Annotated in this window: 22 protein-coding genes; 15 read left to right on the top strand and 7 right to left on the bottom strand. The window is 47.7% G+C overall.

Features of this window, described 5'->3' with window-relative positions:
* Positions 1-93 precede the first annotated feature (93 nt).
* On the top strand, positions 94-1467 hold the full coding sequence (locus KME12_06465; GenBank protein ID MBW4487417.1) for an N-acetylmuramoyl-L-alanine amidase: 1374 nt from the start codon (positions 94-96) through the stop codon (positions 1465-1467).
* Positions 1468-1514: 47 nt separating this feature from the next.
* Here the strand turns inward: KME12_06465 and KME12_06460 are convergent, their stop codons facing one another.
* Complete coding sequence (locus KME12_06460) at positions 1515-2078, bottom strand: Uma2 family endonuclease (GenBank protein ID MBW4487416.1); 564 nt, start codon at positions 2076-2078, stop codon at positions 1515-1517.
* Positions 2079-2424: 346 nt separating this feature from the next.
* On the opposite strand from KME12_06460, the gene KME12_06455 reads away from it, so the two are divergent.
* From KME12_06455 to KME12_06430, 6 genes are all read left to right on the top strand, one after another.
* Positions 2425-4161, top strand: a complete 1737-nt coding sequence (locus KME12_06455) for an AIPR family protein (GenBank protein MBW4487415.1) — start codon at positions 2425-2427, stop codon at positions 4159-4161.
* Between the two features lie 450 nt (positions 4162-4611).
* Positions 4612-4884, top strand: coding sequence for a DUF2281 domain-containing protein (locus KME12_06450; protein ID MBW4487414.1), 273 nt, complete (start codon positions 4612-4614; stop codon positions 4882-4884).
* On the top strand, positions 4881-5294 hold the full coding sequence (locus KME12_06445) for a PIN domain-containing protein (GenBank protein ID MBW4487413.1): 414 nt from the start codon (positions 4881-4883) through the stop codon (positions 5292-5294). The genes KME12_06450 and KME12_06445 overlap by 4 nt, the downstream gene beginning before the upstream one ends.
* 143 nt (positions 5295-5437) lie before the next feature.
* The gene (locus tag KME12_06440; GenBank protein ID MBW4487412.1) at positions 5438-6559 is read left to right on the top strand and encodes an aminoglycoside phosphotransferase family protein; all 1122 of its coding nucleotides are present in this window, start codon (positions 5438-5440) and stop codon (positions 6557-6559) included.
* Entirely contained in the window at positions 6556-7095 is a 540-nt protein-coding gene (locus KME12_06435; GenBank protein MBW4487411.1) for a DOMON-like domain-containing protein, read from the top strand. Before KME12_06440 ends, KME12_06435 begins: the two co-directional genes overlap by 4 nt.
* 279 nt (positions 7096-7374) lie before the next feature.
* Positions 7375-8343 carry a protochlorophyllide reductase gene (locus KME12_06430; protein MBW4487410.1) on the top strand — a complete coding sequence of 323 codons (969 nt, stop codon included), beginning with the start codon at positions 7375-7377 and terminating at the stop codon, positions 8341-8343.
* Between the two features lie 101 nt (positions 8344-8444).
* Here the strand turns inward: KME12_06430 and infC are convergent, their stop codons facing one another.
* Together infC and KME12_06420 are read right to left on the bottom strand one after the other, a co-directional pair.
* Complete coding sequence (gene infC, locus KME12_06425) at positions 8445-8936, bottom strand: translation initiation factor IF-3 (protein MBW4487409.1); 492 nt, start codon at positions 8934-8936, stop codon at positions 8445-8447.
* Positions 8937-9601: 665 nt separating this feature from the next.
* A complete protein-coding gene (locus tag KME12_06420; GenBank protein MBW4487408.1) occupies positions 9602-10159 on the bottom strand; it encodes a hypothetical protein in 558 nt (185 codons plus the stop codon).
* A gap of 188 nt (positions 10160-10347) precedes the next feature.
* Here KME12_06420 and KME12_06415 point away from each other — a divergent pair, with 188 nt between their 5' ends.
* The 4 genes from KME12_06415 (at position 10348) to KME12_06400 (ending at position 13373) form a co-directional block, all read left to right on the top strand.
* On the top strand, positions 10348-11961 hold the full coding sequence (locus tag KME12_06415) for an FAD-dependent oxidoreductase (protein ID MBW4487407.1): 1614 nt from the start codon (positions 10348-10350) through the stop codon (positions 11959-11961).
* A 218-nt stretch (positions 11962-12179) separates the two neighbouring features.
* Entirely contained in the window at positions 12180-12494 is a 315-nt protein-coding gene (locus KME12_06410) for an RNA-binding protein (protein MBW4487406.1), read from the top strand.
* Positions 12495-12614: 120 nt separating this feature from the next.
* Positions 12615-12806 (top strand): 30S ribosomal protein S21, encoded by a 192-nt coding sequence (gene rpsU, locus KME12_06405; GenBank protein MBW4487405.1) that lies wholly within the window; start codon positions 12615-12617, stop codon positions 12804-12806.
* Between the two features lie 60 nt (positions 12807-12866).
* On the top strand, positions 12867-13373 hold the full coding sequence (locus KME12_06400; GenBank protein MBW4487404.1) for a hypothetical protein: 507 nt from the start codon (positions 12867-12869) through the stop codon (positions 13371-13373).
* Between the two features lie 50 nt (positions 13374-13423).
* On the opposite strand, the gene KME12_06395 is transcribed toward KME12_06400, so the two are convergent.
* Positions 13424-13765, bottom strand: a complete 342-nt coding sequence (locus KME12_06395; protein MBW4487403.1) for a 2Fe-2S iron-sulfur cluster binding domain-containing protein — start codon at positions 13763-13765, stop codon at positions 13424-13426.
* Positions 13766-13975: 210 nt separating this feature from the next.
* Here KME12_06395 and KME12_06390 point away from each other — a divergent pair, with 210 nt between their 5' ends.
* Complete coding sequence (locus tag KME12_06390; GenBank protein ID MBW4487402.1) at positions 13976-15028, top strand: DUF3474 domain-containing protein; 1053 nt, start codon at positions 13976-13978, stop codon at positions 15026-15028.
* A gap of 259 nt (positions 15029-15287) precedes the next feature.
* Here the strand turns inward: KME12_06390 and KME12_06385 are convergent, their stop codons facing one another.
* Genes KME12_06385 through KME12_06375 form a run of 3 tightly spaced genes read right to left on the bottom strand, consistent with a single transcriptional unit; the run spans position 15288 to position 18414 of the window.
* Complete coding sequence (locus KME12_06385; GenBank protein ID MBW4487401.1) at positions 15288-15989, bottom strand: DevA family ABC transporter ATP-binding protein; 702 nt, start codon at positions 15987-15989, stop codon at positions 15288-15290.
* Positions 15990-15997: 8 nt separating this feature from the next.
* Positions 15998-17200 (bottom strand): ABC transporter permease DevC, encoded by a 1203-nt coding sequence (gene devC / locus KME12_06380; GenBank protein MBW4487400.1) that lies wholly within the window; start codon positions 17198-17200, stop codon positions 15998-16000.
* Positions 17200-18414, bottom strand: a complete 1215-nt coding sequence (locus KME12_06375) for an ABC exporter membrane fusion protein (protein MBW4487399.1) — start codon at positions 18412-18414, stop codon at positions 17200-17202. The genes devC and KME12_06375 overlap by 1 nt, the downstream gene beginning before the upstream one ends.
* Before the next feature lie 159 nt (positions 18415-18573).
* Here KME12_06375 and KME12_06370 point away from each other — a divergent pair, with 159 nt between their 5' ends.
* The 3 genes from KME12_06370 to KME12_06360 all read left to right on the top strand — a co-directional run bounded on the left by KME12_06370 (position 18574) and on the right by KME12_06360 (position 25113).
* The gene (locus tag KME12_06370; protein ID MBW4487398.1) at positions 18574-19206 is read left to right on the top strand and encodes a TetR/AcrR family transcriptional regulator; all 633 of its coding nucleotides are present in this window, start codon (positions 18574-18576) and stop codon (positions 19204-19206) included.
* Positions 19207-19251: 45 nt separating this feature from the next.
* The gene (locus tag KME12_06365; protein ID MBW4487397.1) at positions 19252-21156 is read left to right on the top strand and encodes an aminopeptidase P family protein; all 1905 of its coding nucleotides are present in this window, start codon (positions 19252-19254) and stop codon (positions 21154-21156) included.
* A 108-nt stretch (positions 21157-21264) separates the two neighbouring features.
* Positions 21265-25113, top strand: coding sequence for a diguanylate cyclase (locus tag KME12_06360; protein MBW4487396.1), 3849 nt, complete (start codon positions 21265-21267; stop codon positions 25111-25113).
* Positions 25114-25129 lie beyond the last annotated feature (16 nt).

The following is a 25129-nucleotide window of genomic DNA, read 5'->3' as shown; positions in this document are numbered from 1 at the left end:
TCGGATAGTATCAGCATACAAAGGGCACTTATCATCCTTTTGGCATCACTCCGGGCCGCAGAACCTGTGCTGTATCTTTAGTTGGCAGAGATTATGATTCAAATTACATCCTTTCCAAGCCAGGTTAGAAATGAAGAGTTCTTAGTCATCAGTGGTACTGCTGTGGGCTACGAAGGCAGACCCCTAACCGTGATCTTTGACGATCGCTTTGAGAATGGAGCGGGTGCCGTGGCAGCAAACGGTACCTGGAGCCTGCGTTTTCGCTTTACCCAACTCGGAACTCGTCGTCTGGTATTTGCGATTAAGGATGCACAGGGAAATACGATCCGGAGCCAACCGATCGCGATTAATGTGATTGATGCTCCTCCTAAAACTATTCAGATCACATCGGCTCCCCAAGAGGTAGTAGCGAGAGAGCTATTTGCGCTGAGTGGGACGGCACTGGGATCTGAGGGGAAGTCCGTCGTCTTAACGATTGACAATCAATTCAAAATTAACGGTGGCATTGTCGCGACGGATGGCTCGTGGCGAACGCAGTTTCAGTTTCTACAGCCTGGTACACGCCGGATGACGGCTTCTACAGACGATGCCACGGGTAATCCTATCCTCAGCGAAACTGTGACGATCGCTGTTGCTTCTGCGGCACTACGTTTGAGCATCACTCCACCTAGTTCATCGCTTCAAGTGGGAGAAGGATTTGTGCTCCAAGGGGAGGCAAAAGGGTTCGAGAATGGTCAACAGCTAGTGATTCGAGTAGACAAACAATATGTGATTTCGCGCCCGATTGTTCAAGATCAACGCTGGCAAGCAACGCTTTTCTTCAATCAAGGAGGCAAGCGTCTAGTTGAGTTAATTGCGTCTGACCAAGAAAAGGTAGAAATTGAACTCACAGTAGATAACCCACAGCCCACGTTACAAATCTTTCCTTACACGCTTTGGACTTCAACCCCAACGCCTGATATCATTCCGGATTTGATCAATCCGCAGCGGATCACACTGCATCATACGGTCATCGCTGCTTTACCTGCGAATGCAACTCAGGCTCAGGAAATTCAACGAATGCGCTTTATCTTGGATATCCATCTCAAAAGTAGCGGCTATTCTGATATTGGCTATCACTATATCGTGATGCCGAGTGGTAGGGTCTATGAGGGCCGATCGAGTCTAAAGAAAGGGGCGCATGATGTGATTAATGATGGATTTGGAGTGGCGGTTGATGGCGACTTCCAAAACCTGAGACGCGTTACCCCACAGCAGTTTGATTCGGTTGTTGCTATCTGTACCATTCTCTGCAAACGTATGCGGATTATTGACCCCACTACACCAGTCGGTACTTTGGTAGAAGGGATGGTGGTTCGACAACTCCCTCGAATTATTGGACATCGCGATCGCGTGGCTACAGGGTGTCCCGGTACTCTCTACCAGCGCATGAATGAAATCCGTCAGGCTGTCAGAACACGACTCTGATCGAATTGCTTAGAGTAGAAGAGCGATCGCTAGTTTCTGAGAGAGTTTCATCGTTTTCCTAGCTGCAACCAAGCAAAAATCTGTGAAGCATTTAATGCTAAATCGATCCCTGCTAATACACGCAGCGATTGATCTCCTCGACTAACTTTGGGTTCTTGCTGAGGGGCAAAGATTAAAACGGAATAATCATCTGGGTCAATCAACCAACCTAACTGACAACCGTTTTGAAGACAGTGTAAAAGATTGTCAATCACGCGATTGGCTTTTTGGTCAGGTGACAGAATCTCGATAGACCAATCAGGTGCTGTCAAAAAGTCGTCCTCTGGTTCTCCAGTTTCTTTGAGTGGAATCCGATTCCAAGCAACCACTGCAATATCCGGTACGATAGAGCGACCGCCAAATGTGCATCGCAGCTCTGGCAGGGCTGTATAAGTATCACTATGGTTGTCGATCGCAGCAATGAGGCGTTTTTGCAGGATGGAGTGTCGAGTTTTGGGCATGGGTTTCTGAATTGCCCGTCCCCCTACATACTCCCAAGCGGGAGATTCCTCAAGATTTGGTAACTTGAGAAATTCTTCGAGGGTGAGGGTTTGAGGCAGGGCAGGAGTCATCTGCGATCGCAACTAACGAAAAATTGCCAGAAGGAACTATGGATAAGTCCTATGATAGCGGCATGTTCACTAGTTTTGTAGAAGATGCGATCGCAATAGATTTTTACCAAAAGAGGCGCTCGAAGAATAAAAGAGGGGAGCTAAATTTGAGGGTGGCAACCAGTAGGGAATACCTAGAATAACAGCCATCAATATTTCATACATCTTGGGCTTGATTAGGATTTTCATAAAGAGGTGTACTCTTTAATAACTTGCCAAGTATAACCAGACTAAAAGTTAAGCCAATGACTCGAAAAGCTAATGGGATAATATGTAGTTACACTCTCGAAAATTTGGAGTAATACAAGTGCCTTCCTACCAAGACTTTTCTCTAATTCATACCAAGGTCAAAAAGTATGCTGCTGATTTTGGCTTTCAAGAAAGCTCAAATGGTTTTTATCATCTCGTTTTTGATTTAATCTTAGGATTGCAAGATGACGAAGTAGAAGACTCAATCACTGACAGTAATTATCTGAAAAAATCTGGTAAAAATAGTGGCCATGATCGAGAGATTGATGCTGTTTACATAGAAGAACTAGAGAATGACGAAAATCCCAGAGTGCATCTATTCAATTGCAAATATACGGACAACGACAAAAAGATAGCAAGCACTCACTATCCATCAGGTGAGATTGATAAAATACTCAGCTTTTTAGAAGATTTAATGAACAAGGGCGAGGCGTTTAATACAACTGTCAACCCTATCCTATATTCAAAAGTCGAGGAGATATGGAACCTTTTCGGTTCATATCCAAGCTTTGTTATACACCTCTGTGCTAACTTTGGTAATGGTCTTCCAGAAAATGAGAGAAAGAGATTCGAGAGAGGAATTAGTAAATACTCCAATGTTGAAATTGAATGCCATCTAATAGATGATTTAGTTAAGCTAATTACGAAAGGTAAGAAAAGAAGAGTAAATGTAAAGCTAAAGGCTGTTGATGATAACTTCTTTGGAAAGACCGATGGAGATTTGAGTGCTTTGATTGCCAACGTTGAAGCTAGAGAGCTGATCCGAATTGTTTTAGATGATGAAAGTATTAGAAATAAGGTTGATCTAGATGAAGAAGGATATGAGGATTTGAAGAAATACTCAATTCTTGAGGATATTTTTGAGGATAATGTAAGGATTTATCAGAAAAAATCTCAGATTAATAAAAGCATAAAGAAAACAGCTTTGTCAGACGAGAACTATAGATTTTTCTATTTTAGCAATAGGATTACTATTACTTGCGATAAGGTCAAATATCAAAATAGACGAGCTACTACTATAGAGATTGAAAATATTCAAATAGTAAATGGAAGCCAAACAATCCATGCATTGTACGAGGCTTTTTTGGAAGATTCAAGCAAGTTAACAAACATCCAGCTTCTGTGTCGTATATATGAAACCAAGGAGCCTTCCTTGAGTAGTAGTATAGCTGAATACACTAACAGCCAAAATCCTGTCAAAAACCGAGATGTTCGCTCTATAGATTTTGTTCAACAGAAAATAGAACAAGAATTTTTAGCTATGGACTATTACTATGAACGCAAACATAACCAACACTTTGGCAAGCCTAAGCATAAGAGAATAGATGCTGAAAAAGCAGGTCAATTCTTAATGGCTTTCTACAACAAAATGCCTTTAGAAGCGAAGGATAGGAAAAAATTTATCTTTACTGAGAAATACTATGAGGAAATATTCAATGACGATATAAACGCAGATAAAATATTGCTACCCTACAAACTATGTGAAAAAATTGAGCTAGAGAAAAAAGTTGTAAGACGTAACCTATCATTTCAGCCAGAAAAATCCTTTGTTTTACATAGCTCATATTATATTTTGTACATTTTACATGAACTTTCCCGTCAGCGCTCTATCGAATTTCGTTTTGAAAACCTTCAGAAAATTCAAGGGTTTTATGATGAAGCTTTAGAAATTTTAAGAAAGGCAATGAATTTGGAGAGGTCTTTCAGTAGGCAGAATAACTTTTCGGAGGTTGCTTTTCTTAAAACTCGTAATGCAAAAACTCGAATTGATGAAATCCTTGTTCAAACTACGTAACATGAGCACTAATTGTATTAAGTTATGCCTGTCTCCTGGTTAGCGTGACAGAATTATTCATAGGTAAAGCTCTCTTGCAGTAATGAATCTTTGTGTGCTGTATGCTTTTATTTCTTGTAAGCACAAGTGGGTGCACTTATTTAAAGCGATCGCAACCATAGCTCAAATTTTGGCTATTACCCAAACCTTTATTCTGAAACTGTTCTGACCTGGCTGATTTGAGTCGGTATATTACGGGGAAGCAACGATAGCTGGCTCTGACTTATGGATTAGGAACCAGCAACGCTTTACACTGTGTCATGGTGAGTAGTGAGCGGAGTTTCCCATGTTAACCAGGGCAGATATGACCAGCGATTGCCCTGGTAGCGCAGTTAGCTCACAATAATCAGAGCCCTTTAAAGTAGAAGTAAAATGAGTTAGAACATTCTTACCTTCTTGAACACTTGAACAATGGATGCACCAATGGCAGAGCGTCAGAAACTCATTCAAGCAGTTAGTACGCTTCCGGATGAAGTATTGGTTGAACTTGCCAGCTTCGTTGACTATCTCCGTTACAAATCAGCTCAATCTCAAGAAAGAAAGCAAGGCTCATCCTTCTTGCTCTCGATCGCAGGACTAGGAGATTCTGGCGAACAGGATCTTTCAGAGCGGGATGAAGAAGTTTTGCATCAAGAGATTGATCCGATTCAAGGCTGGAGTTTGAAGCCGAATAATTCTCCATGACCGCCATACTCGATACCAGCTTCCTTTTTGCGCTTACAGATCAAAGCGATCGCAATCACCATCGAGTTTTAACTGTTGCTCAAACTCTTAATGAACCACTAATTTTGCCTACCGTGGTTCTCCCGGAAGTTTGTTACTTGGTGGCATCTAGGCTAGGGCATAAGGCAATGCGCGTTTTTCTATCCAAGCTTTTAGCCAGTGACGTTCAAATTGAATCCTCTTTACTGGAGGACTTAGTCCGAGCGAATGAAGTGTTAGAGCAGTACGCTGATAGTCACCTTGACTTTACAGATGCAGCCATTGTTGCACTGGCTGAGAGGGGGAATATTACTCGTGTACTAACTCTTGACCAACGCGACTTCACAATGGTTCGTCCAAGACACTGCAATTATTTTGAGTTATTACCCTAACTTGTCTGACCTGGTTAACTTGGGTCGGTATATTACAGGATAACCGCTATAGCGACCCAAGTTTGTGGATTAGGGAGTAGCAACGCCGTACACTGTGTCATGGCGAGTAGTGAGCAGAGTTTCCTATGTCAACCAGGGCAGATATGACCAGCGATCGCACCCCCAGAAACACCTTAGATCCCCATGTGGCGATCGCCGACCAATTTGCCCACCAAGGCAAAATTACCAGCGTCCAAGCTTTTGGTAACGGCAATATTAATGACACCTTTCTCGTCGCCTTGGATGATCTTGACCAAACCCGCTTCGTCCTACAACGCATCAACACTCAAGTTTTTCGTCGTCCAGACTTGGTGATGCAAAACATGCGCATCCTCACCGAGCATGTGTGCGATCGCCTACAACGTACCCCGCTCAACCGTCGCTGGGAAATTCCGCGTGTCCTCCTCACCCAAGACGCACAAGATCATTGGATTGATGAGTACGGCTCTTTCTGGCGTGCGATTAGCTTCATTGAAGGCTCTACCTCTTTCGACACGATGCAAGACGTAAACCAGGCTCAAGAGGTGGGTTACGCCTTGGGCATGTTTCACAGCTTGATTAGTGATCTCCCTCCCGCTCAGCTAGCCGATACCTTAGAAGGTTTCCACATCACTCCTAGTTACTGGCAGCACTACGAGCAAGCGCTGGCTCAAACCAACGTTAGCTCTACAGCCGAAGTCTCTTACTGCTTAAAATTTGTTCGCGATCGCCAAGCTTTAACGCATGTCCTGGAAGATGCCAAAGCCCAGGGTAAGCTGCCACTCCGCCTCATGCACGGAGATCCCAAAATTAATAATGTGATGTTTGATATCACGACCGGAAAAGCAGTCAGCATCGTTGATCTCGATACCGTTAAGCCTGGTTTGGTCCATTACGACATTGGAGATTGCCTGCGATCGGGTTGCAATCCAGCAGGAGAAGAAACTCAACAATGGGAAACAGTGCAGTTTGACATGGATCTGTGCCAAGGCATCCTTAAAGGATATCTAGCGATCGCCCAAGACTTCCTGACTGAATCAGACTATGACTACCTGTACGACTCCATCCGTCTGCTCGCTTTTGAGTTAGGGCTGCGGTTCTTGAGCGATCACCTGGCAGGGAATGTTTATTTCAAGGTCAAACACCCAGAACATAACCTAGCTAGAGCTTTGGTGCAGTTCAAGCTAACTGAAAGTATCGAATCTCAAGCCACCACTCTCCAAAATCTGATCTCCGATTTGCGATGAAGAGCCAAGCTTTCTCTCTGCAACCCTTTCCTGATCCCAATTCACCTCCAAATCTCCAGATTACAGGTACCCTTACTCGTCAAGCACAGACACTCCATATCCGTTATGCACTCTCTGGCGATCTGTCTAAAATTGCGATCGCCGCTCCAACAGACATCCCAACTCGGCAACATGAGCTGTGGCAGGAGACTTGTTTTGAGTTCTTTCTGGGACAAAAGGGCAGCGATCGCTACTGGGAATTCAATCTCTCCCCATCTGGTGACTGGAACGTCTATCGCTTCGATGGCTATCGTCAAAAAATGCAAGAGGAAACAGCTTTTACAGTGCTGCCCTTTGCAGTAGAAACTCAACCGGAAGCCCCCACGCTTTCTCTTGAGCTAAATTTGGCGGCGATCGTACCCGACGAGCAACCTTTAGAAGTAGCGATTACCGCAGTGGTTAAAACCAACGAGAGTGAGGTCACTTACTGGGCTTTGGCTCACACGGGCTCAGAAGCTGACTTCCACCGCCGGGATAGCTTCGTGCTACAAATTTGATTTTTCTACCCAGTTCGGCTTAAAGACCCGCTGGAACGGTTTGCCCCAGCACTTAATAGATCCACACAAACCTTTATATTCAGCAACGAGCTAAACACTAAGCTTTTCGATAATTTATTTTTGTCTACAAACCGCATGAGAACTTAATTCCAGCGATCGCGATCGGTCAATTTTGTGTCGAGCAGTCCCCTTAGCACCCAATCGAGAAATAAGCATCGCGGGTTCACTGGTATGAGATCCTAGAAAAGGTCAACAATGGTCAACCGAAGTCTGAACAGCATGGAACGAGATCAAAAACCAACAGTTGTGGTCACGGGTGCCTCCTCCGGGGTTGGTTTGTACGCCGCAAAAGCGCTGGCCAAAAAAGGATGGCATGTGGTGATGGCCTGCCGGGATTTGACCAAGGCAGAAAATGCTGCCCAAACGGTGGAAATTCCGCAAGACAGCTACACCCTCTTGCCGATCGATCTAAGCTCTCTAGAGAGTGTGCGGCAGTTTGTTGATAAATTCAGAGCCACTGGCAGATCTTTAGATGCGCTAGTGTGTAACGCCGCAGTTTATCTGCCTTTATTAAAAGAACCCTTACGCAGCGCCGAAGGCTATGAACTGAGCGTCGCGACCAATCACCTGGGTCATTTCCTTTTGTGCAATCTCATGTTGGAAGATTTGAAGCAATCTTCTTACCCCGATCGCCGATTGGTGATTTTGGGCACTGTGACTGCCAATCCCAAAGAGTTAGGCGGCAAAATCCCCATCCCCGCTCCTCCAGATTTAGGAGATCTCCAAGGCTTTGAAGCAGGCTTTAAAACGCCCATCACCATGATTAATGGCAAAAAGTTTAAGTCTGGCAAAGCTTACAAAGACAGCAAACTTTGTAATGTTTTGACCATGCGGGAGCTGCATCGCCGCTATCACGAGTCAACGGGGATCACGTTCAACTCTCTCTATCCGGGATGCGTGGCGGATACGCCTTTATTCCGCAACCACTACCCGCTATTCCAAAAAATCTTCCCGCTGTTCCAGAAAAACATTACTGGAGGATACGTCTCTCAGGAATTGGCAGGTGAACGGGTAGCTTCGATCGTCGCTGATCCAGAGTACAAGGAATCGGGGATGTATTGGAGCTGGGGCAATCGTCAGAAGCCAGGTCGCCAATCTTTTGTGCAAGAGGTTTCCGACGAAGCCAGCGACGACCAGAAAGCCCAAAAGCTATGGGATCTAAGCGCTAAGCTGGTAGCACTGGCATAACCAAACAACGTGCGGCATTGGCTATCTACACATAAAACAGTAGGGGTCCCTGTGACGGGTGCCCCTACAACCAAAAATTATTCCTAAGTCTTTAGGCAGGCCTAGGCAGGAACGACCTGAACAATCAGTGACCGTTTATCAAGCGACTGTACTTTACCAACTTGACTGAGGTCTGCTGCAATCCGATCTAGTAAGTCCCCAGCGCGATCGCGAAATTGATTTTCTCGACCCCGCAGACGAATCATGAACTTAACTGAGTCGCCTTTACCCAACCACTCAATAGCATTATCAATCCGTAGCTTGTAATCAGACACGCCCACATTCGGACGAAGCCTGACTTCTTTGACGGTTGGTCGAGAACCTTGGCTCTGCCGCTTCTTCTGTTGATATTGCAGCTTGCCGTAATTTAAAATCTTAGCGACTGGAGCGTCCTTACCCTGCGAGACCACTACTAGGTCAAGCTCTAAACTCTCAGCCAGCCTTAGGGCTTCATTGGTATCGATCAAGCCACGATTGTTATTTTCATGGTCAATTAGGAAGACCTGAGGGGACGTGATTTGACGGTTAATTAGCTGTTTCTGGGCTACGATAATAAGCTCCTTTAAACTTTAAAGTAGGTCAATACTTGTTTAAGTTAAACAAGTATCTTCAACTTAACACAACACTCCATCAGGTGGCAGGCGATCGCTGATTCTCTTAAGCTTGATGCTATTTTATAGAAATCGCCGTAAAACCCACATGCTTTAGCGGTGGGATATAAGGCGGTGAGTCGAAGACGAACAGCTAGGTAGGCTACGACCTAATGAACTCTCGAATCACATCTGTCTTGGTTCTTTTCGTTTTCTTGGCATAGCACTCAAGCATCTTAATTTCGTGCTCTGGGAGTCTAATGTTTAACTGTCTTCCGCTCATTTGTGTAGGTAAATGCTATACTCATTCTGGTGGCAAAGGTAATCAACCACTCAAAAAACCTGGCTGTCGAAAGACGGGCTGAACCTTGGCAATTAAATCTATGCGGTTCTGCTGCATTGTTCTAGCTTCCTCCTGGCAGCAGGTAAAAGATTTACAGGAACTAGGCGAATCAGTTTTTGAAACCAATGCGTTTCAATCTCAACAGGACTTGCAGCAATGCAACTAGGGTAGGGCATACCCGAAGTAACGCTTGGGGAGAATCCCACCTCTGGCTAGATGACGCAAGGACTCTAAGTTAAGTGGTTTCGTAGAGCCAAGAATCCCACGTGCTTTAGCCGTGGGAGTGTCAACTAGAAGCTTCACCGACTGACTTAATAGAGAATCCATACTTCATCCAGCCATAAAGGACGACCAGCCCCAACAGTCCGGTGGCGATCGCTAGTGGCGCAATTTTCAGCATCCACAAACTGACCAAAACCAGAGCGATCGCATCAGCGCCTAAGACCGGAAGCCGTTGGGGGATGCCCCATGTTTGAATCGTTACTTTTTCAGCCGAGGGGAGTTGAATCCCTGCCCATAGATTGAACCAGATTTGACTTAGCAAAATCACGATCGATCCCCAACCCAGCCAAAGGGTAGCGGCATAAAAGCCCAACAGTTCTAAAGCAATGGTGCTGACCGTCGCTTCGTAAAAACGCTTCAGACGAGCATCTGAAATTTGTTGCCGTGCCTCGGCTACCTGCACTAGATCTACCACTGCCATGCGGGCTTGATCAACACAAAGCAAGAAAATGCCAAGCGCCAACAACTGAGTGGATAATTCATCTCCCTCAATCACCTGCCACAATAATCCTAGACAAGCAGGAAAGAAAAGCAAAAACATCATCCAAGCGATCGACAACATGCAGCAGTTTCCTTAAGGCTGACGACGGTCAAAACAGTTAGCACAAACAGTCAGTCAGCCTGACTCAATCACAGTCCATCCAGATCTCAGGCCATTCAGACCTCAGGCCATTCAGACCTCAGGCCATTCAGACCTCAGGCCATTCAGACCTCAGGCCATTCAGACCAAACTCACATTCTAAGCCCCGAATGAACCGAGAAGAGCACGTCACCCGCTTACAGTCTGAAACCTTTGATTTGCTAGTCATTGGGGGTGGCGCAACCGGAACCGGAATTGCCCTAGATGCCGCCACTCGCAACTTGACAGTGGCACTCGTAGAGCGAGATGACTTTGCGGCTGGAACCAGTAGTCGCAGCACTAAGTTAATTCATGGCGGGGTGCGTTATCTAGAGCAGGCAGTGTTGCGGCGCGATCGCAGTCAGTTTAATTTAGTCCGCGATGCCCTGAAGGAGCGGGCAGTCTTGTTAAAGATTGCGCCTCACCTCAGCCAGCCTTTACCCATTGTTATGCCGCTGTACAACCCGCTGCAAATCCCGTACTTCTTCACCGGGCTGAAGTTGTATGACGCCCTCGCCGGAAAAGCAAACCTAGCTCCTAGTCAGTTTCTCGGTGCCAAGGAGATCCGCGATCGCCTGCCCATGTTGAGATCCGAGAGATTGTGGGGCGGCGTTCTCTATTATGATGGGCAATTCAACGACGCTCGGATGAATGTGGCTTTAGCACTCACCGCCGCTGAGTCAGGGGCAGTAGTCGCCAATCATATAGAAGTAGTGGCATTAAATAAAGCCAACGGTAAACTTTGCGGTGCCACTGTACGCGATCGCTTGAGCGGAGACAGTTGGGAAATAGTAGCCAAAGTTGTGATCAATGCCACTGGCCCGTTTACCGATGCGATTCGCCAGTTAGATGAACCGAAGGCCACCCCCATGCTGCGGTTAAGTTCTGGCGTGCATCTGGTGCTCGATCAGCCATTCTCGTTACCCGCCACAGGGATATTGATCCCCAAAACAGAAGATGGTCGAGTCCTATTCATTTTACCTTGGCTAGAACATACGTTGGTCGGCACCACGGACAATCCCGCCACGCTGTCAACTCGTCCACTAGCGACTCAGGAAGATATAGACTATATTCTGCGCCACTTGCAAAAGTACTTCTCTATTTCTGTCACGCAAGGAGATGTCCGAGCGGCTTGGGCAGGATTGCGGCCCCTTGTTTGCGATCCTAAAGCCGCCGATACCGCCAAACTATCCCGTGACCATGTGATTAACATTAGTGAGTCGGGGTTGCTCACTATCACAGGTGGCAAGTGGACAACCTATCGCAAGATGGCTTTAGATGCCGTCAATGCCGCACTGACATTAGGCAACCTGAACTGCGATCGCCCCTCTCAAACCGAAAACCTCAAGCTAGTAGGAGCAGAGAAGTACTCCCCTCAAGGAGACGCACAGTTACAAAGCGCCTATGGTTTGGCACCGGATGTCGCGAGTCATCTTAATCATGCTTATGGCGATCACGCTGCTTTAGTGGCTGAATTAGCGCTAGCAGGATATGGGCAGCGCTTGGCAGAAAATTATCCTTACTTGGAAGCTGAAGTAGTTTATGGCGCAAGATATGAATCAGCCCGGAGTGCTTCTGACATGTTATCCCGCCGCACTCGCCTTAGTTTCCTGAATTCCGAAGCTGCTCAAGCTGCTTTACCCCGTGTACTGGAATTGCTGGGGCACACCTTGCATTGGAACCAAGCTCAAAAACAAGCAGATCTTGACTATTGCATGGATTATTTAAAGGATTTTTTCAGATAACATTCCACATTCATCAACTACTTGTTAAAATTGATACAATCAGAGAAATTTTTGGCTAAATTTCCACCATTTGCTAGATTTACACCCCATCCTGCTGAATCGCTATGCTATAGTCACAGGGTAAGGATTATTTTCGGCTTTGAAACCCGCTTTTGTTTTACCGACAAGTGTTTCTCCGGATCTAACTTCTCTACATTCTTTGATTTTGGAGATAATTCATGTCGATTTACGTTGGTAATCTGTCTTACGAGGTTACCCAAGAAGACCTCAAGCATGCATTTGCAGAATACGGCACTGTTAACCGGGTTCAGCTGCCCACTGACCGCGAAACAGGTCGTGTTCGGGGGTTTGCATTCGTAGAAATGGGCACAGAAGCAGAAGAAGCTGCTGCGATTGAAGCGCTTGATGGCGCAGAATGGATGGGGCGTGACCTCAAAGTGAACAAAGCAAAACCCCGTGAAGATAGAAGCTCCTCCAGTGGTGGCGGCGGCGGTGGTTGGGGCAATAACCGTCGTAGCGATCGCCGTTATTAAACCATCAGCTTCAACTTAAAAATTTAGAGTCTCTGGCAGATCAAGGCAAGTGCTCTATTCTGCTAGAGACTTTTTTGTTTACTGTTTAGCCGTTGACGATTCAGACGGGGAGGAATAAAGATGGCTCAAGTGGTTTTGGGCGAAAACGAAGGCATTGAGTCTGCTTTACGCCGATTTAAACGGCAAGTTTCTAAAGCAGGTATCTTCCAAGATATGAAGAAAAAGCGGCACTTTGAAACGCCGTTGGAGAAAGAAAAGCGTAAGACTTTGGCAAAACACAGACAGCGTAAACAGCGTTCTCATTCCAGATAACTGTTTGTTGGCGATGAATTAGAGAGCCACAAGCAACGAGATAATAGAGGTACAGCAACTGTGACGCCAGAAACAATCCGGATCATTTCTAACTTGAGACAGGAGTTTTACTCTCTATTTGTTGCTGAAATGGGTGTCCCTGTGAAGATCAGTGGCAGTTCTTACAACAGTAGCTCTTTAGTTGCTTCTTGGACCGATGACAGCCAACATTTGAACTACGTCAACATCTACGCTTACACAGCACCAGATGCCTTGCAGTCGGAGCGGCCTTTCATTCTGCGACTGACCATCAACAGGGGAGCAGGTGATATCTCAGTCGCCAGAAAAGGGCCGTCTTGCCGAGGCTTGAATCGGAAATGGTACTTTGAGTTGACTGTATTGCCAGAAGAAATTTTAGAGTTTTTACCCTGGGTAGTCAGCTTAGTCAAAGCCAAAGGCTTGATTTCTGGAGTCGAGGAACCACCTCATCCGGTAACTTTCAACATTACCAGCCGTTCTCTTGCCACTGAAGCTTGGACTCAACAAGCAAAGCGAAGAATGGAGCAAGAATTGTGTGTCAATCTCTAAGCTCAGCCTGTAAGCTCAGCTAAAAGCCTGCGGTAAAGCAATCAGCAGATCTATTCGGGTTTGATGGAGTCGGACTTGAGATAGAGCGATGACTGATAGAGTACTTTTTCCTGATGAGTGTGCAAGGTGCAGTCAGACAAAGGATAAGTCACACAAGTGACAACATACCCAGCTTGCACTTCTTCAGGTCGCAAAAATTTCTGCTCACTTTGGTCAACTTCACCACTCATCAGCTTGGCAACACAAGCAGAGCATTCTCCTTGCTTGCACCCAGATGGCAAGCGGATTCCAGCTTCCTCCGCGATGTCTAGAATGTATTGGTCATCAGGTACAGCGATCGCGCGATCCAGGTTGGTATCTGGGTTAATCAATTGCACTTGATAAATAGCCATAGTCTCTGGTCTGGCTCCAAAAGTTTTTGTATCTCGCTACTCCCTAAGTTAACTCCTAAAGAACATAGGATTTCAGCGGTTCCCCCTACTCATCACATAACGTTAAGCCCTACAATAATGCAGCTATGGGCAGGTGCTGGATGCGACTCAGGTCAAACCATTCGTGCAGCTGCCCTATATTTTGCTATCTCATTCAATAACTGAGAAAACGTGACCTCTAACTTAACTACTCGTCCTCCTGCGCGTGAAGTTCTACCTTTTACGCTTCAAGATGTCCGAACGGCTATCCCAGGCCACTGTTTTCAATCAAACCTTTGGCGATCGCTCTCCTACTTTGTTCTAGACCTGGGTATTGTGGCAGGTCTATATTGGCTCGCGGCCCGCATTGATAGCGCTTGGTTTTTTCCCTGCTTCTGGTTAATGCAAGGCACCATGTTTTGGGCTTTGTTTGTGATTGGACATGATTGCGGTCATGGGTCTTTCTCTCGCTACCGTTGGCTCAACAATTTGGTGGGTCATCTCAGCCACACTCCGATTCTGGTTCCTTTTCATGGCTGGCGCATTAGCCACCGTACCCACCATGCCAACACGGGCAACATCGAAACCGATGAGAGTTGGTATCCCGTTACCGAGAGCTACTACGACAATATGCCCTGGTACGAGAGGTTGGCCCGATTTCACTTGATTTTGTTTGTCTACCCGTTGTATCTGTTCCGGCGATCGCCCGGAAAGCAAGGGTCTCACTTTCTTCCCGACAGCCCATTGTTTCGGCCTCATGAGAGACGCGCAGTCCTCACCAGCACCCTTTGTTTGTCAGTGATGCTCGCCTTCTTGGTAGGCTTGGGTGTGCATTATGGCTTTGGGTTTTTGTTTAAGTACTATCTCATGCCTTATGTAGTTTTTGTCATCTGGCTAGATTTAGTTACTTTTCTCCACCATACGGATGCCGATATTCCTTGGTACCGAGGCAAAGATTGGTATTTCCTCAAAGGTGCTCTCTCCACTATTGATCGGGACTACGGAATTTTTAATCCAATTCATCACGACATTGGCACTCACGTAGCTCATCATATTTTCATCACCGTTCCTCACTATCACTTGAAGGAAGCCACAGAAGCCATAAAACCTGTTTTAGGGGAGCATTATCGATCCTCCCAGGAACCGATTTGGAAATCGTTATGGCGTGCTTATCGAACTTGTTACTTTGTACCAGATCAAGGCAGTAAGGTTTACTATCAAACGCCCCAAAGTAGCTCTAAATAGTTCAAAAAACCCATCTTAAAAACTTTGAAAATCTCTGAAACCACCCAGATTTAGGGCTGGCGCTAGATAGTAATAAATCTTCTAATCACTAGTAGTAATGTTGTGCTTTTACAGCGTTTACTGGTGATTTTTTATTGAGACGAATACGACCGCATATAACCAATTCCGATTAAGTTTTCAGCAAATGTATTCGACAAAACTTATCGCGGATTCATTCATCCAGTACATTATGGCTATGCTCGTTTCGCGGCAGATCAGGTTACGCCGCTGCACTTAAAACCGTATTGCTGGTGAGTCGGCCATCTTCCATGTGCACAATGCGATCGGCCACATCCAAAATGCGGTTGTCATGGGTAACCAAGAGAATGGTGCAACCTTGTTCCTTGGCTAAGGTTTGCATCAAGGTGACGACATCCCTGCCTGATTTACTGTCTAGGGCAGCAGTGGGTTCATCTGCCAGAACAATTTTAGGATGACTGACCAAGGCACGAGCGATCGCCACTCGTTGTTTTTGACCGCCAGAGAGATCATTCGGGTAGTAGTGGAGCCGCTGACCTAAGCCAACCTGCTCTAGCATTTGGGCAGATTGGGCTTCCATCTCGGATAGTGATAAATGAGCATGCAGTTCTAAACCCATTTTGACGTTTTGCAGGGCTGTCAAGCTGCCATGTAAATTGTGAGCTTGAAAGATATAACCATGCTGTCGTCGCGCGATCGTCAGTTCTTTGTCCTTGGCTCCGCAGAGTTCTCGGCCCAACACTTGCAAACTGCCAAACTGAGCCGATCGCAGACCACCAACCAGAGTTAGTAGTGTAGTTTTACCAGAACCAGAAGGCCCTGTCATAATCACGATCTCACCTGCGTTAATTTGTAAGTTGATGTCAAACAGAACTTGCTTGCGGAGTTGGCCGTGGCCAAAGTGATGATTCAGATTCTGGATAGAGATGACAGGTTGAAACATGACAAACCCTAAAACATATCGGCGGGATCGGCAGATTGCAGCTTGCGAGTGGCGATCGCTCCCGAAATACTGCACATAGCAACTGTGAGGAACAGAACGGTTAAGGCGCGTGACAGTTTCATCGCGATCGGTAGAGCTGTAGCGTTAGCTGCCAACTGGTAAAGTCCCAATGGCAAGACCATTCCAGGAATAAAGCCCAAAAACGCCAGAATCAAAGCTTCTTCAAACACCACGGCTAGGAGATATTGATTGCGATATCCCATCGCCTTGAAGGTGGCGTACTCTTTCATGTGAGCATTGACATCGGTGGAGAGCACTTGGTAAACGATCACCACGCCCACGACAAAGGCCATGCTGGTTCCTAAGCCAAAGATGAAACCAATCGGGCTTTCCTTCTTCCAGTAACTTTCCTCAAACTCGATGTATTCGGGATGCGTCAGAACTCGCACATCATCAGAGAGATGGGTTTTGAGCGCTGCCGCCACTTGTTCGGGGTTAGCATTAGGCTCTACGCGAATCAAGCCCAAATTGATACTGCCAGCATCTCGACGGGGAAACAGGCGCAGAAAAGTTTGATCACTGGCAATCAGGATGCCATCAGCGCCAAAGGAAGCTCCGAGGGAGAACAGACCTGCGATCGCGATCGTGCGTCGTTCTACTTCCGTTGTAACGGTTTGGTTCTGGTCGGGTTGGTTTTGGTCTAGTTGGTTTTGCTCAATCTGGGCGATCGCTTTTTGGTAATCACCTCTAGAGTTGCGATCGAACAACACCTGATCGGGTAGCTGAATCTTGTCTAGCTGTTGGTTGACTTCTGGCAAATTGAGAATTGGTTGATCAGGATTCAGCCCCAGCACTTGAATCGAGGCTTCCTTGCGGGTATCGGGATGTTTCCACGTAATGATGTTGGAGTAAAAAGCTTCTGCCGACTCGACTCCATCTACATCTTTAGCTTGAAACAGACGACGGCGAGAAAAGGTAGATAAGTTTTGGGTATTGCGAGCCTGTGGGCTGACCAGAACAATATCTGCGTTTAAGCTGCGGCTGAGTTTGGTATTGCTGTCATACAGGGCACTTTGGAAACCCAACTGCATAAACATCAAAACATCGGCAAAGGCAATGCCCGACAGTGCGACGAGCAACCGACTTTTTTCGTGACTCAGTTGCAGCCATCCCAAAGGCGTGCGGCGCTGCAACTGTTGAATTAAGCCCATCATTGTTCAATTACCGTGGTCACTTGCAAATTGGTCAGCTTGGCTGCTTTTTGGCTCGATGCGGTATCCAAAGCCACATGCACTTCAATCACCCTGCCATCGATGTTGGCGCTCGGATCTGTGTTGACAATGGTTTGCCGCTGGATTTGCGAGTCAATTCGCTCCACGGTGCCTAGCAGATCATCAGGAATCGAATCACTGGTGATTTTGACGCGCTGCCCGACTCGCACTTTGCTGATGTCACTCTGATACACTTCAGCGATCGCCTTCATCCGTTGAGTTTGCCCAATCTCGGCAATGCCCTCATTTGAGACCACCTCACCGGGATAGGCATGAATCGCTAAAATCTCAAAGACTTGAGACCCTACCGCCGTCTCTCGTTCAGGCACTCGCACATAAGCTTGCTCCAAATTGGCTTTGGCTTGTTTCATCGCCGCGATCGCCCGATTCACTTCTACCTGCTTCGCTTGAATATCCACCGGACGCACCTCCGCAATCCGATCTAGGTTCGCTCTGGCTTGATTCAGTTCGGCAGGACTGGTCGATTGAATCCGGGTTAATACCGCTTGGGCTTCTTGCCAACTTCTTTGGGCCGTTTCGAGAGTTAAGCGTTTACTGTCGAGAGCAGAAGCAGCGAGCGCCCCTTCCTGATAGAGAGATTGATAGCGATTAAATTCGGTTTGGGCGTTCCGTACTTCTGACTCTAAGCGGGCGATCGTGGCGTTCTGAGCTTGAACATCTCCCTGGCGTTTCGCTTCCAGACGGACAATTTCTGCCTGCTGCGCTGAAATTTCTCCCTGTTTAGCTCCCGCTTGGGTGATCGCTAGCTGTGCTTGAGCCACTTCCACCTCGGCTTGGGCTTGTTCTAGAGCGGCTTGTAAGCGATCGCGACTGTCTAACACCGCAATTACTTGGCCTGTCCGCACGCGATCGCCGACGTTCACCAGCAATTGCTCGACTCGATTGCCGTTATTAGAGGTAGGGGCTGATAGTTTAATCACTTCTCCTTGCGGTTCCAGTCGCCCTAGGGCCGTTACCGTCTTGATGCGTGGCACAGTCACTACAGCAACTTCAGCTTTTGGCGCGGCTGGAGCTTGGAGCTGCCAAACCTGATAAGCAGACACACCACCGACGCAAAAGAGAGCCGCGATCGCTAACTGAGTCCAGCGTTGGGATTTAGGAGAAGAAAGGTCAGCGGGCGCATTTGGCAACATGAGCAAGCTCCAGAAAAATTAGTTGCACCTAAACTAAACTGTTTAGTTCTATAAACCAAGCTAAACTAAACAGTTTAGTATCGTCAAGAGGTATGCTTAAAACAAACAATCTGATTTGATTTAGGGTGCTATGTCTGTTAGCCCGTTTGAAGCCTGACCATGAGAAAAACTAAAAGTGCCAACCGTGACCTATCCCCCGAGAAGACCGCCGCCATTTTGGATGGAGCGATGCAAGAATTTTTGGTCAAAGGTTACGCTGCAACCAGCATGGATCGCGTGGCAGCGGCGGCTGGCGTTTCTAAAGCGACGGTGTATAGCCATTTTCAAGATAAAGAAGCTTTATTCACGGCTTTAATTCAACGCTTAGCTTGCCAAAAAGAACTGTTTAATCCAGAAAAACTGCAAGCCATCCAGGACGATCCAGCCTTAGTACTTAGGTCTTTTGCTCTGGAAATGCTCGATAAGATTCACGCCGATCCGCACCTGTTAACCTTTGTCCGCTTAATTATTGGGGAGTCGGGACGCTTTCCAGGGTTGGCCAGAGCCTTTGTGCAAAATGTCCAGAAGCCCACGATTGAACTTTTGACCCAATACCTCGCCTCTCGCCCAGAACTCCAGTTGCCCGATCCAGAAGTGGCCGCTCGTGCCTTTATCGGAACGATCGTACATTTTGTAATTCTGCAAGAACTTATGCATAGCGGTGATTTGGTGCCAATGGAGCGCGATCGCCTGCTCGATAATTTGCTGCATCTGATCATCCGTCCAGCAAACGAGACGAGGGCTGTACCATAGAGCTATCACTTGCCTCGCCTTTTCTATCGTCTCAAAGTTTTGTCTATGTCACCCCTAGACCTCGTCCAGCAACAAGCTCAGCAAGCTCTGACTGAAGCCAAATTAGCCGATTTGCGGGCTTGGATGGCCGCCTATCAACTCGATGGCTACCTAATTCCCTCGGCAGATGAGCACTTGAACGAGTATTTGCCAGAAGCGAAACAGCGTCGGACTTGGATCAGCGACTTTACAGGGTCGGCAGGGGACTTCCTGGTAGGGACCGAGCAAAGCTGGTTGTTTGTAGACTCTCGCTACTACGAACAAGCCGATTTACAGGTGGATCTCGCAGCCATCCAAGTTTCTAAGTTGGGCTTGGAAGGCCACAAAACCTTAGTCGAAACCCTAGAAGCGCTAGGACAAGCTGCGATCGCGGCCCAGCAAACCTTTCGCTTAGGAGTTGACCCCTTTACGGTAGCGGTTGACCAGTGTCGCGAGTTACAAAAGCGGCTGGCTCCAGATGGGGTGGTGCTGGTGAGCCTACCCGAAAATTTAGTCGATCGCGTGCGAGAATCAGCAGCTTGGGCAGATGGTCAAACTCCTGCCAGTTACGCTGCCTCGCGGTTGTTTGCCGTGCCAGAAGCCTTAACCGGAGAAACCGTCACGCAAAAGCTGGAGCGGGTCAGACAGGCCATGCAGAAGGCGCAAGCGGATATCCTGCCGATTACTAAACTGGATCAGATTGCGTGGTTGTTGAACCTGCGGGGCTGGGATGTCCCCTACAATCCGGTGTTTATTGCCTACACCATTGTCACCGCTGACCAAGCCTTCCTGTTTACCAATCTGGAGCGAATTGATACCGAGATCCAGCAAGCACTCCAGCCTCACATTACTTTGCTGCCTTACGAGCAGTACGCGGAGACGTTGCAGTCTTTGCTGAATCAACCCCGACCGTTGCGGGTTTGGATCGATGCCAAACACACCACGATGGGCACCTACGAGCTAGTTCAGGAAAGCTCCAAGGCTGGCAAAGCCCAGATCGTAGAAGCGCCGAATCCGGTGGAGGGGATGAAAGCTCGCAAAAATGCGATCGAAATCGAGCAGATGCAACAAGCCAACCTCAAAGCGAGTCGGGCCAAGGTTCGAGCTTGGAAATGGTTTTCTGACCGCTGGGCAGCAGGCGATCGCGTGACTGAGTTTGATGTGGCAGAGGCGATCGCCCAGTTCTACCAAGCGGAACCAGGCTTCCAAGGCTTGAGTTTCAATACCATCTCCGGTGCAGGAGCCAACAGTTCTATCGTTCACTACGGCACACCTAGCCCCGATGTAGAGTTGCAATCAGGTCAGCTATTACTGCTCGATTCAGGGGCGCAATTTCTTTCTGGCACCACTGATGACACCCGCACCTTTGTGTTAGGAGAACCAACCCCAGAGCAAATTGCTCGCTATACCGAAGTCCTGAAAGCCCATATCAACTGTGCCATGCAACGCTTTCCCAAAGGCACACCCGGATGCCAACTTGACGGGATTGCGCGCTCTGCTATGTGGCAAGCGGGACTCGATTACGGACATGGGACAGGTCATGGCGTGGGAGCCTTCCTGAATGTGCATGAAGGGCCGAATGGCATTAACAAGCGCGCCCAAGAACCGCTAGAACCAGGAATGGTAACGAGTGTCGAACCTGGTTATTACGAGCCAGGGTGGGGGGGCATCCGCATCGAAAACCTTTATGTGGTCAAAGAAGTCGTGACAGAGAACAACGGTGCATCTCCCAAAGGCACTTGGTATGAGTTCGAGTCGCTGACCTACATTCCGTTTGACCAGCGTTTGATCGATCGCGATCGCCTCAGCCCACAACAAAGAGAGTGGCTAGAGCGTTATCACACCCAAGTGGTAAAGAAACTAGCGCCCACGCTTAGTCCTGATGAAGCTGAGTGGTTGCAGTCAGCTTGCCATCTAAGCTCAAGTTCATGAAAATTTCACTATACTTTTGTTGCCTACTTGTTATCTATGCTACTCGATAGACCACTCTGAAAGTAGGTACGCTCCCATTAGGGAACTCTGCAATGGAGGGGCAACACAATGGTTGTTCAACAATTAATTCAACAAGGCTTATTGCTACAGCAGATTACCAATCCTCTGAATGGTTCTCTTGATCTGCAAGCAATCTTCAACACCATTGTGGAACAGGTCCACACATTCTTGCAGGTTGACCGAGTTAAACTGTATCGGTTTGAGGCGGATTGCAGCGGCACAGTCATTGCTGAATCTGTGCAGCTAGACCGTCTCCCTTCCCTGTTGGGGTTACACTTTCCCGCCAGTGACATTCCGCCACGAGCCAGAGAACTGTTTATTAATGCGCGTCAGCGGGTGATTGTAGATGTTGCTTCCAAACGCAAAGTATTGAATTCAACCGGAATTGACGGCAACGATGATATCCGTTATGCCCCGGTTGATCCCTGTCACATTCAATACCTGCTGTCGATGGGTGTGTTGTCCTCCCTCAGCGTCCCCATTTTTCATCAGCAGCAGTTCTGGGGACTCTTAGCCATTCATCACAGTGAATCCCGTCACTTTTCTGAGCATGAACTCCAGACTGTGCAACTGTGGGCTAGTCAAGTGTCTGTGGCCCTCAGCCAAATAGCCCTGATCGCTAAAGCGCAACAGCAGGCTCAGCGAGAAGCCCTGGTACATTACATCAGTCAGTTCTTTGGTGCAGCTCAAGATCCAGCCGAGCTTTGGCCCATGATTTTGCAAGAGAGTGTCGCCGCTCTCAAAGCCGATGGAGGCAGACTATATATCACGGCTGATGCCACAGGCAGCCCCGCCCAAGTCTACACTTGTGGCCTCCAACCACAGGGCGATCGCTTAGAAGAAGCACCTGCATGGCAGCAGTTTATTCAAGCAGCCTCTCCTAAAACCCAGCTTTCTGAAGGAGAATTACAAGCTTGTGTGCTTCAAAACCAGACTGAGTGTGATGCAGCTCCAGCAACGGAGTCTCAGGCGGCTCCTCATATTATTCTCCAAGCCATAGCAGACCTTCAGCTCCCAGCGTTGACAGCGGCATTTGCAGATTCAGCCATCCAATCGATGATGGTAGTACCGCTTCAGTCGCAAGACCAAGTGGTGGGCTATCTCACTTGCTTTCGACAGGCGCAAACCATAGAGATCTCTTGGGCTGGTCAACAACCGCCTGATCCTCGCCGTCAAAGACCTAGAGAATCTTTTGCAGCTTGGTTGGAAACTCGGCAAGAAGTACCCGATTGGAACCCAGAAGAAATTCGTCTGGCTCAGCAGTTGGGTCTACAACTCTATATGGCGATCGTGCAGCAATGGGTGAAGCAGATGGTGGAGCACCAAGCTTCCCATGATGTGTTGACTCAGTTGCCCAATTGGTTGCTGTTTAAAAAACAGTTATCTCTCACCTTAATTCGGACCTTGCAACAAGGCGAGGTGGTGGCTGTTGGCATCTTAGATCTCGACCGCTTTAAAGGCGTCAATGAAACCCTCGGACATGCCGTAGGCGATTACTTATTGCAGCAGGTCACGTCAAGACTGCAAGAAGGATTAAAGCACTGTGGTGGCGCTAAAACTAGGCTCTCCTTTTTAAGCCGCTGGCACGGGGATGGATTCGCTTTATTACTCCCACAAGCCAATGGCATTGCCGAAGCCAATCAAGCCAGCCATCAGCTTTTGGAAATCTTCAAAACACCTTTTTATGTGCAAGGGCAAGAAGTATATCTCTCCGCTAGTTTAGGAGTTGCTTTGGCACCCTACGACGGTGAATCCGTAGAGATTTTGATCCAGCATGCTGAAGTGGCTATGCACCAGGCTAAAAGCTGCGGCAAAAACCAGTATCAGATCTACTCGCCGTCTATGAGTGCGGGGAGCTTTACCCGTTTATTCTTAGAAGCTGATCTCCACAGAGCCTTGGAACGAGATGAATTCTTGCTCTACTACCAGCCCCAAGTGGATCTCGCCACAGGCTATGTCGTTGGCCTAGAGGCGCTGATCCGGTGGCAGCACCCCCGATTGGGCTTGGTCGCACCTGATCAGTTTATTCCTCTTGCCGAGGAAACAGGATTGATCAGGCCAATTGGGGAATGGGTTCTCCGAACCGCTTGCCAACAACACCATGTCTGGCAATTAGCTGGGATTCCGCCGATTCAAATTGCCGTGAATCTCTCGGCTCAGCAATTTCAGCAGCCTGACTTGAGTACAACGATCGCCCAAATATTGCAAGTAGCAGAGATGGAGGCGGGTTATCTTGAGCTGGAGATTACTGAGAACACGGCGATCCAAGACTATAACCAAACTCTGGCTACGTTGCGACAATTGAGCCAAGCGGGAATTCGCATCGCCATTGATGATTTTGGCATGGGATACTCTTCTCTCAATACGCTCCGGCAGCTACCGATTCATACGCTTAAGGTTGATAAGTCTTTTATTCGGGATGCGCTCAGTGATGCCAGTGGAGCCGCGATCGTCAAAGCCATTACTGCCCTAGGCAAAGGGTTGAATTTGCCAGTAATTGCGGAAGGAGTAGAAACAAAGGAGCAGTTGGAGTTTCTGAGAGCAATTCAATGTGAACGCATCCAGGGATATCTGATTAGTCGGCCCTTGGCTAGCGATGCCATGACGCACTGGTTGCTAGAACGTCCGATCGCATCCCCTAAATATCGACAACCCTGCCCTAGTCCTTATCGGATTCATTACCAACCGATTAGCCATGCCGCTGCCCTACCCTCTGGCACAGAGACAACTGCCACGGAAGAGACTGCCACTCAAACGATCGCCACTGCCCCGGTGGTAGAAGAACGCCGAGAACTAACCAAGAAAATTTTGGAGTATGAGCAGTTAAAGCAGGAGTTGAAGCAGCAAACTCAACATGAGCATTTGGTAGCAGAAATTGCTCAGAGGATTCGGCAGTCTCTGGATCTACAAGAAATCCTGAGCACCACGGTCAATGAGATTCGACAGTTTTTCCAGACCGATCGCGTCATTCTGTATCGCTTTAGACCCGACTGGAGCGGAGACGTGGTGCAAGAGTCGGTAGCAACCGATTGCTTATCGATTATGGGATTTACGATTGATGATCCTTGCTTCCGCGAAAACTACGTTAAGTACTATCGCCAAGGCCGTGTGCGGGCGATCGCCGATGTACAAAGTGCGGGGTTAGGTGATTGTCACAAAGCGTTGCTGACCAACTACGAAGTCAAGGCGAATTTAGTCGTCCCTGTGATGTATCGAGACCAGCTATGGGGCCTGTTGATTGCTCATCACTGCCGGGAAACTCGGCAATGGCGACAGTATGAAATCAGTCTAATGAGTCAATTGGCGACCCAAGCTGCGATCGCGATTAACCAAGGTGAACTGTATCAGCAACTAGAATCGGCCAATCGAGAACTGCAAGAGCTTTCTGGCTGTGATGGCTTAACTAAAATAGCCAATCGCTATCGATTTGACTCGTATCTCAATCAGGAGTGGCGCAGACTCAAGCGACAGCAAACGCCGCTAGCTTTGATCTTGTGCGATATCGATGACTTCAAGCTCTATAACGATACCTACGGGCATCAAGCAGGCGATCGCTGTTTACAGCAAGTGGCCCAGGCAATTCGCGCCTCGGTACAACGTCCGGCGGATTTAGTAGCTCGCTACGGGGTAGAAGAGTTTGCCATCATTCTGCCAGAAACTTCCTTGGAAGCAGCCTATCAAGTAGCCGAAAAAGTGCGTCTTCAGGTTCGAGCTTTAGGCATTCCTCACGCCCATGCAATTTATCAGTGCATCACCCTAAGCTTAGGAGTGGCTAGCTTCATTCCTAGCAATGAGCGATCTGAGGCAGGATTAATTGCGGTCGCTGATGAAGCCCTGTATCGAGCCAAAGCCATCGGACGCGATCGCACTATTTGCATGAACACCTATCTACCATAATCACCCTTGAATTTAG

It is taken from the genome of Trichocoleus desertorum ATA4-8-CV12 (genome assembly GCA_019358975.1).
GTDB classification, from domain to species: Bacteria; Cyanobacteriota; Cyanobacteriia; order FACHB-46; family FACHB-46; genus Trichocoleus; species Trichocoleus desertorum_A.
Note: the sequence above shows the minus strand (reverse complement) of the source record. Positions and strands in the feature narration are given on the sequence as shown.

Excerpts from the sequence above, each read along its gene's own strand:
- KME12_06465 (MBW4487417.1), top strand. The coding sequence starts at position 94 with ATGATTCAAATTACATCCTTTCCAAGCCAGGTTAGAAATGAAGAGTTC.
- KME12_06460 (MBW4487416.1), bottom strand. The coding sequence starts at position 2,078 with ATGACTCCTGCCCTGCCTCAAACCCTCACCCTCGAAGAATTTCTCAAG.
- KME12_06450 (MBW4487414.1), top strand. The coding sequence starts at position 4,612 with ATGGATGCACCAATGGCAGAGCGTCAGAAACTCATTCAAGCAGTTAGT.
- KME12_06445 (MBW4487413.1), top strand. The coding sequence starts at position 4,881 with ATGACCGCCATACTCGATACCAGCTTCCTTTTTGCGCTTACAGATCAA.
- KME12_06440 (MBW4487412.1), top strand. The coding sequence starts at position 5,438 with ATGACCAGCGATCGCACCCCCAGAAACACCTTAGATCCCCATGTGGCG.
- KME12_06435 (MBW4487411.1), top strand. The coding sequence starts at position 6,556 with ATGAAGAGCCAAGCTTTCTCTCTGCAACCCTTTCCTGATCCCAATTCA.
- KME12_06430 (MBW4487410.1), top strand. The coding sequence starts at position 7,375 with ATGGAACGAGATCAAAAACCAACAGTTGTGGTCACGGGTGCCTCCTCC.
- KME12_06420 (MBW4487408.1), bottom strand. The coding sequence starts at position 10,159 with ATGTTGTCGATCGCTTGGATGATGTTTTTGCTTTTCTTTCCTGCTTGT.
- KME12_06415 (MBW4487407.1), top strand. The coding sequence starts at position 10,348 with ATGAACCGAGAAGAGCACGTCACCCGCTTACAGTCTGAAACCTTTGAT.
- KME12_06410 (MBW4487406.1), top strand. The coding sequence starts at position 12,180 with ATGTCGATTTACGTTGGTAATCTGTCTTACGAGGTTACCCAAGAAGAC.
- rpsU (MBW4487405.1), top strand. The coding sequence starts at position 12,615 with ATGGCTCAAGTGGTTTTGGGCGAAAACGAAGGCATTGAGTCTGCTTTA.
- KME12_06395 (MBW4487403.1), bottom strand. The coding sequence starts at position 13,765 with ATGGCTATTTATCAAGTGCAATTGATTAACCCAGATACCAACCTGGAT.
- KME12_06385 (MBW4487401.1), bottom strand. The coding sequence starts at position 15,989 with ATGTTTCAACCTGTCATCTCTATCCAGAATCTGAATCATCACTTTGGC.
- devC (MBW4487400.1), bottom strand. The coding sequence starts at position 17,200 with ATGGGCTTAATTCAACAGTTGCAGCGCCGCACGCCTTTGGGATGGCTG.
- KME12_06375 (MBW4487399.1), bottom strand. The coding sequence starts at position 18,414 with ATGTTGCCAAATGCGCCCGCTGACCTTTCTTCTCCTAAATCCCAACGC.
- KME12_06370 (MBW4487398.1), top strand. The coding sequence starts at position 18,574 with ATGAGAAAAACTAAAAGTGCCAACCGTGACCTATCCCCCGAGAAGACC.
- KME12_06365 (MBW4487397.1), top strand. The coding sequence starts at position 19,252 with ATGTCACCCCTAGACCTCGTCCAGCAACAAGCTCAGCAAGCTCTGACT.
- KME12_06360 (MBW4487396.1), top strand. The coding sequence starts at position 21,265 with ATGGTTGTTCAACAATTAATTCAACAAGGCTTATTGCTACAGCAGATT.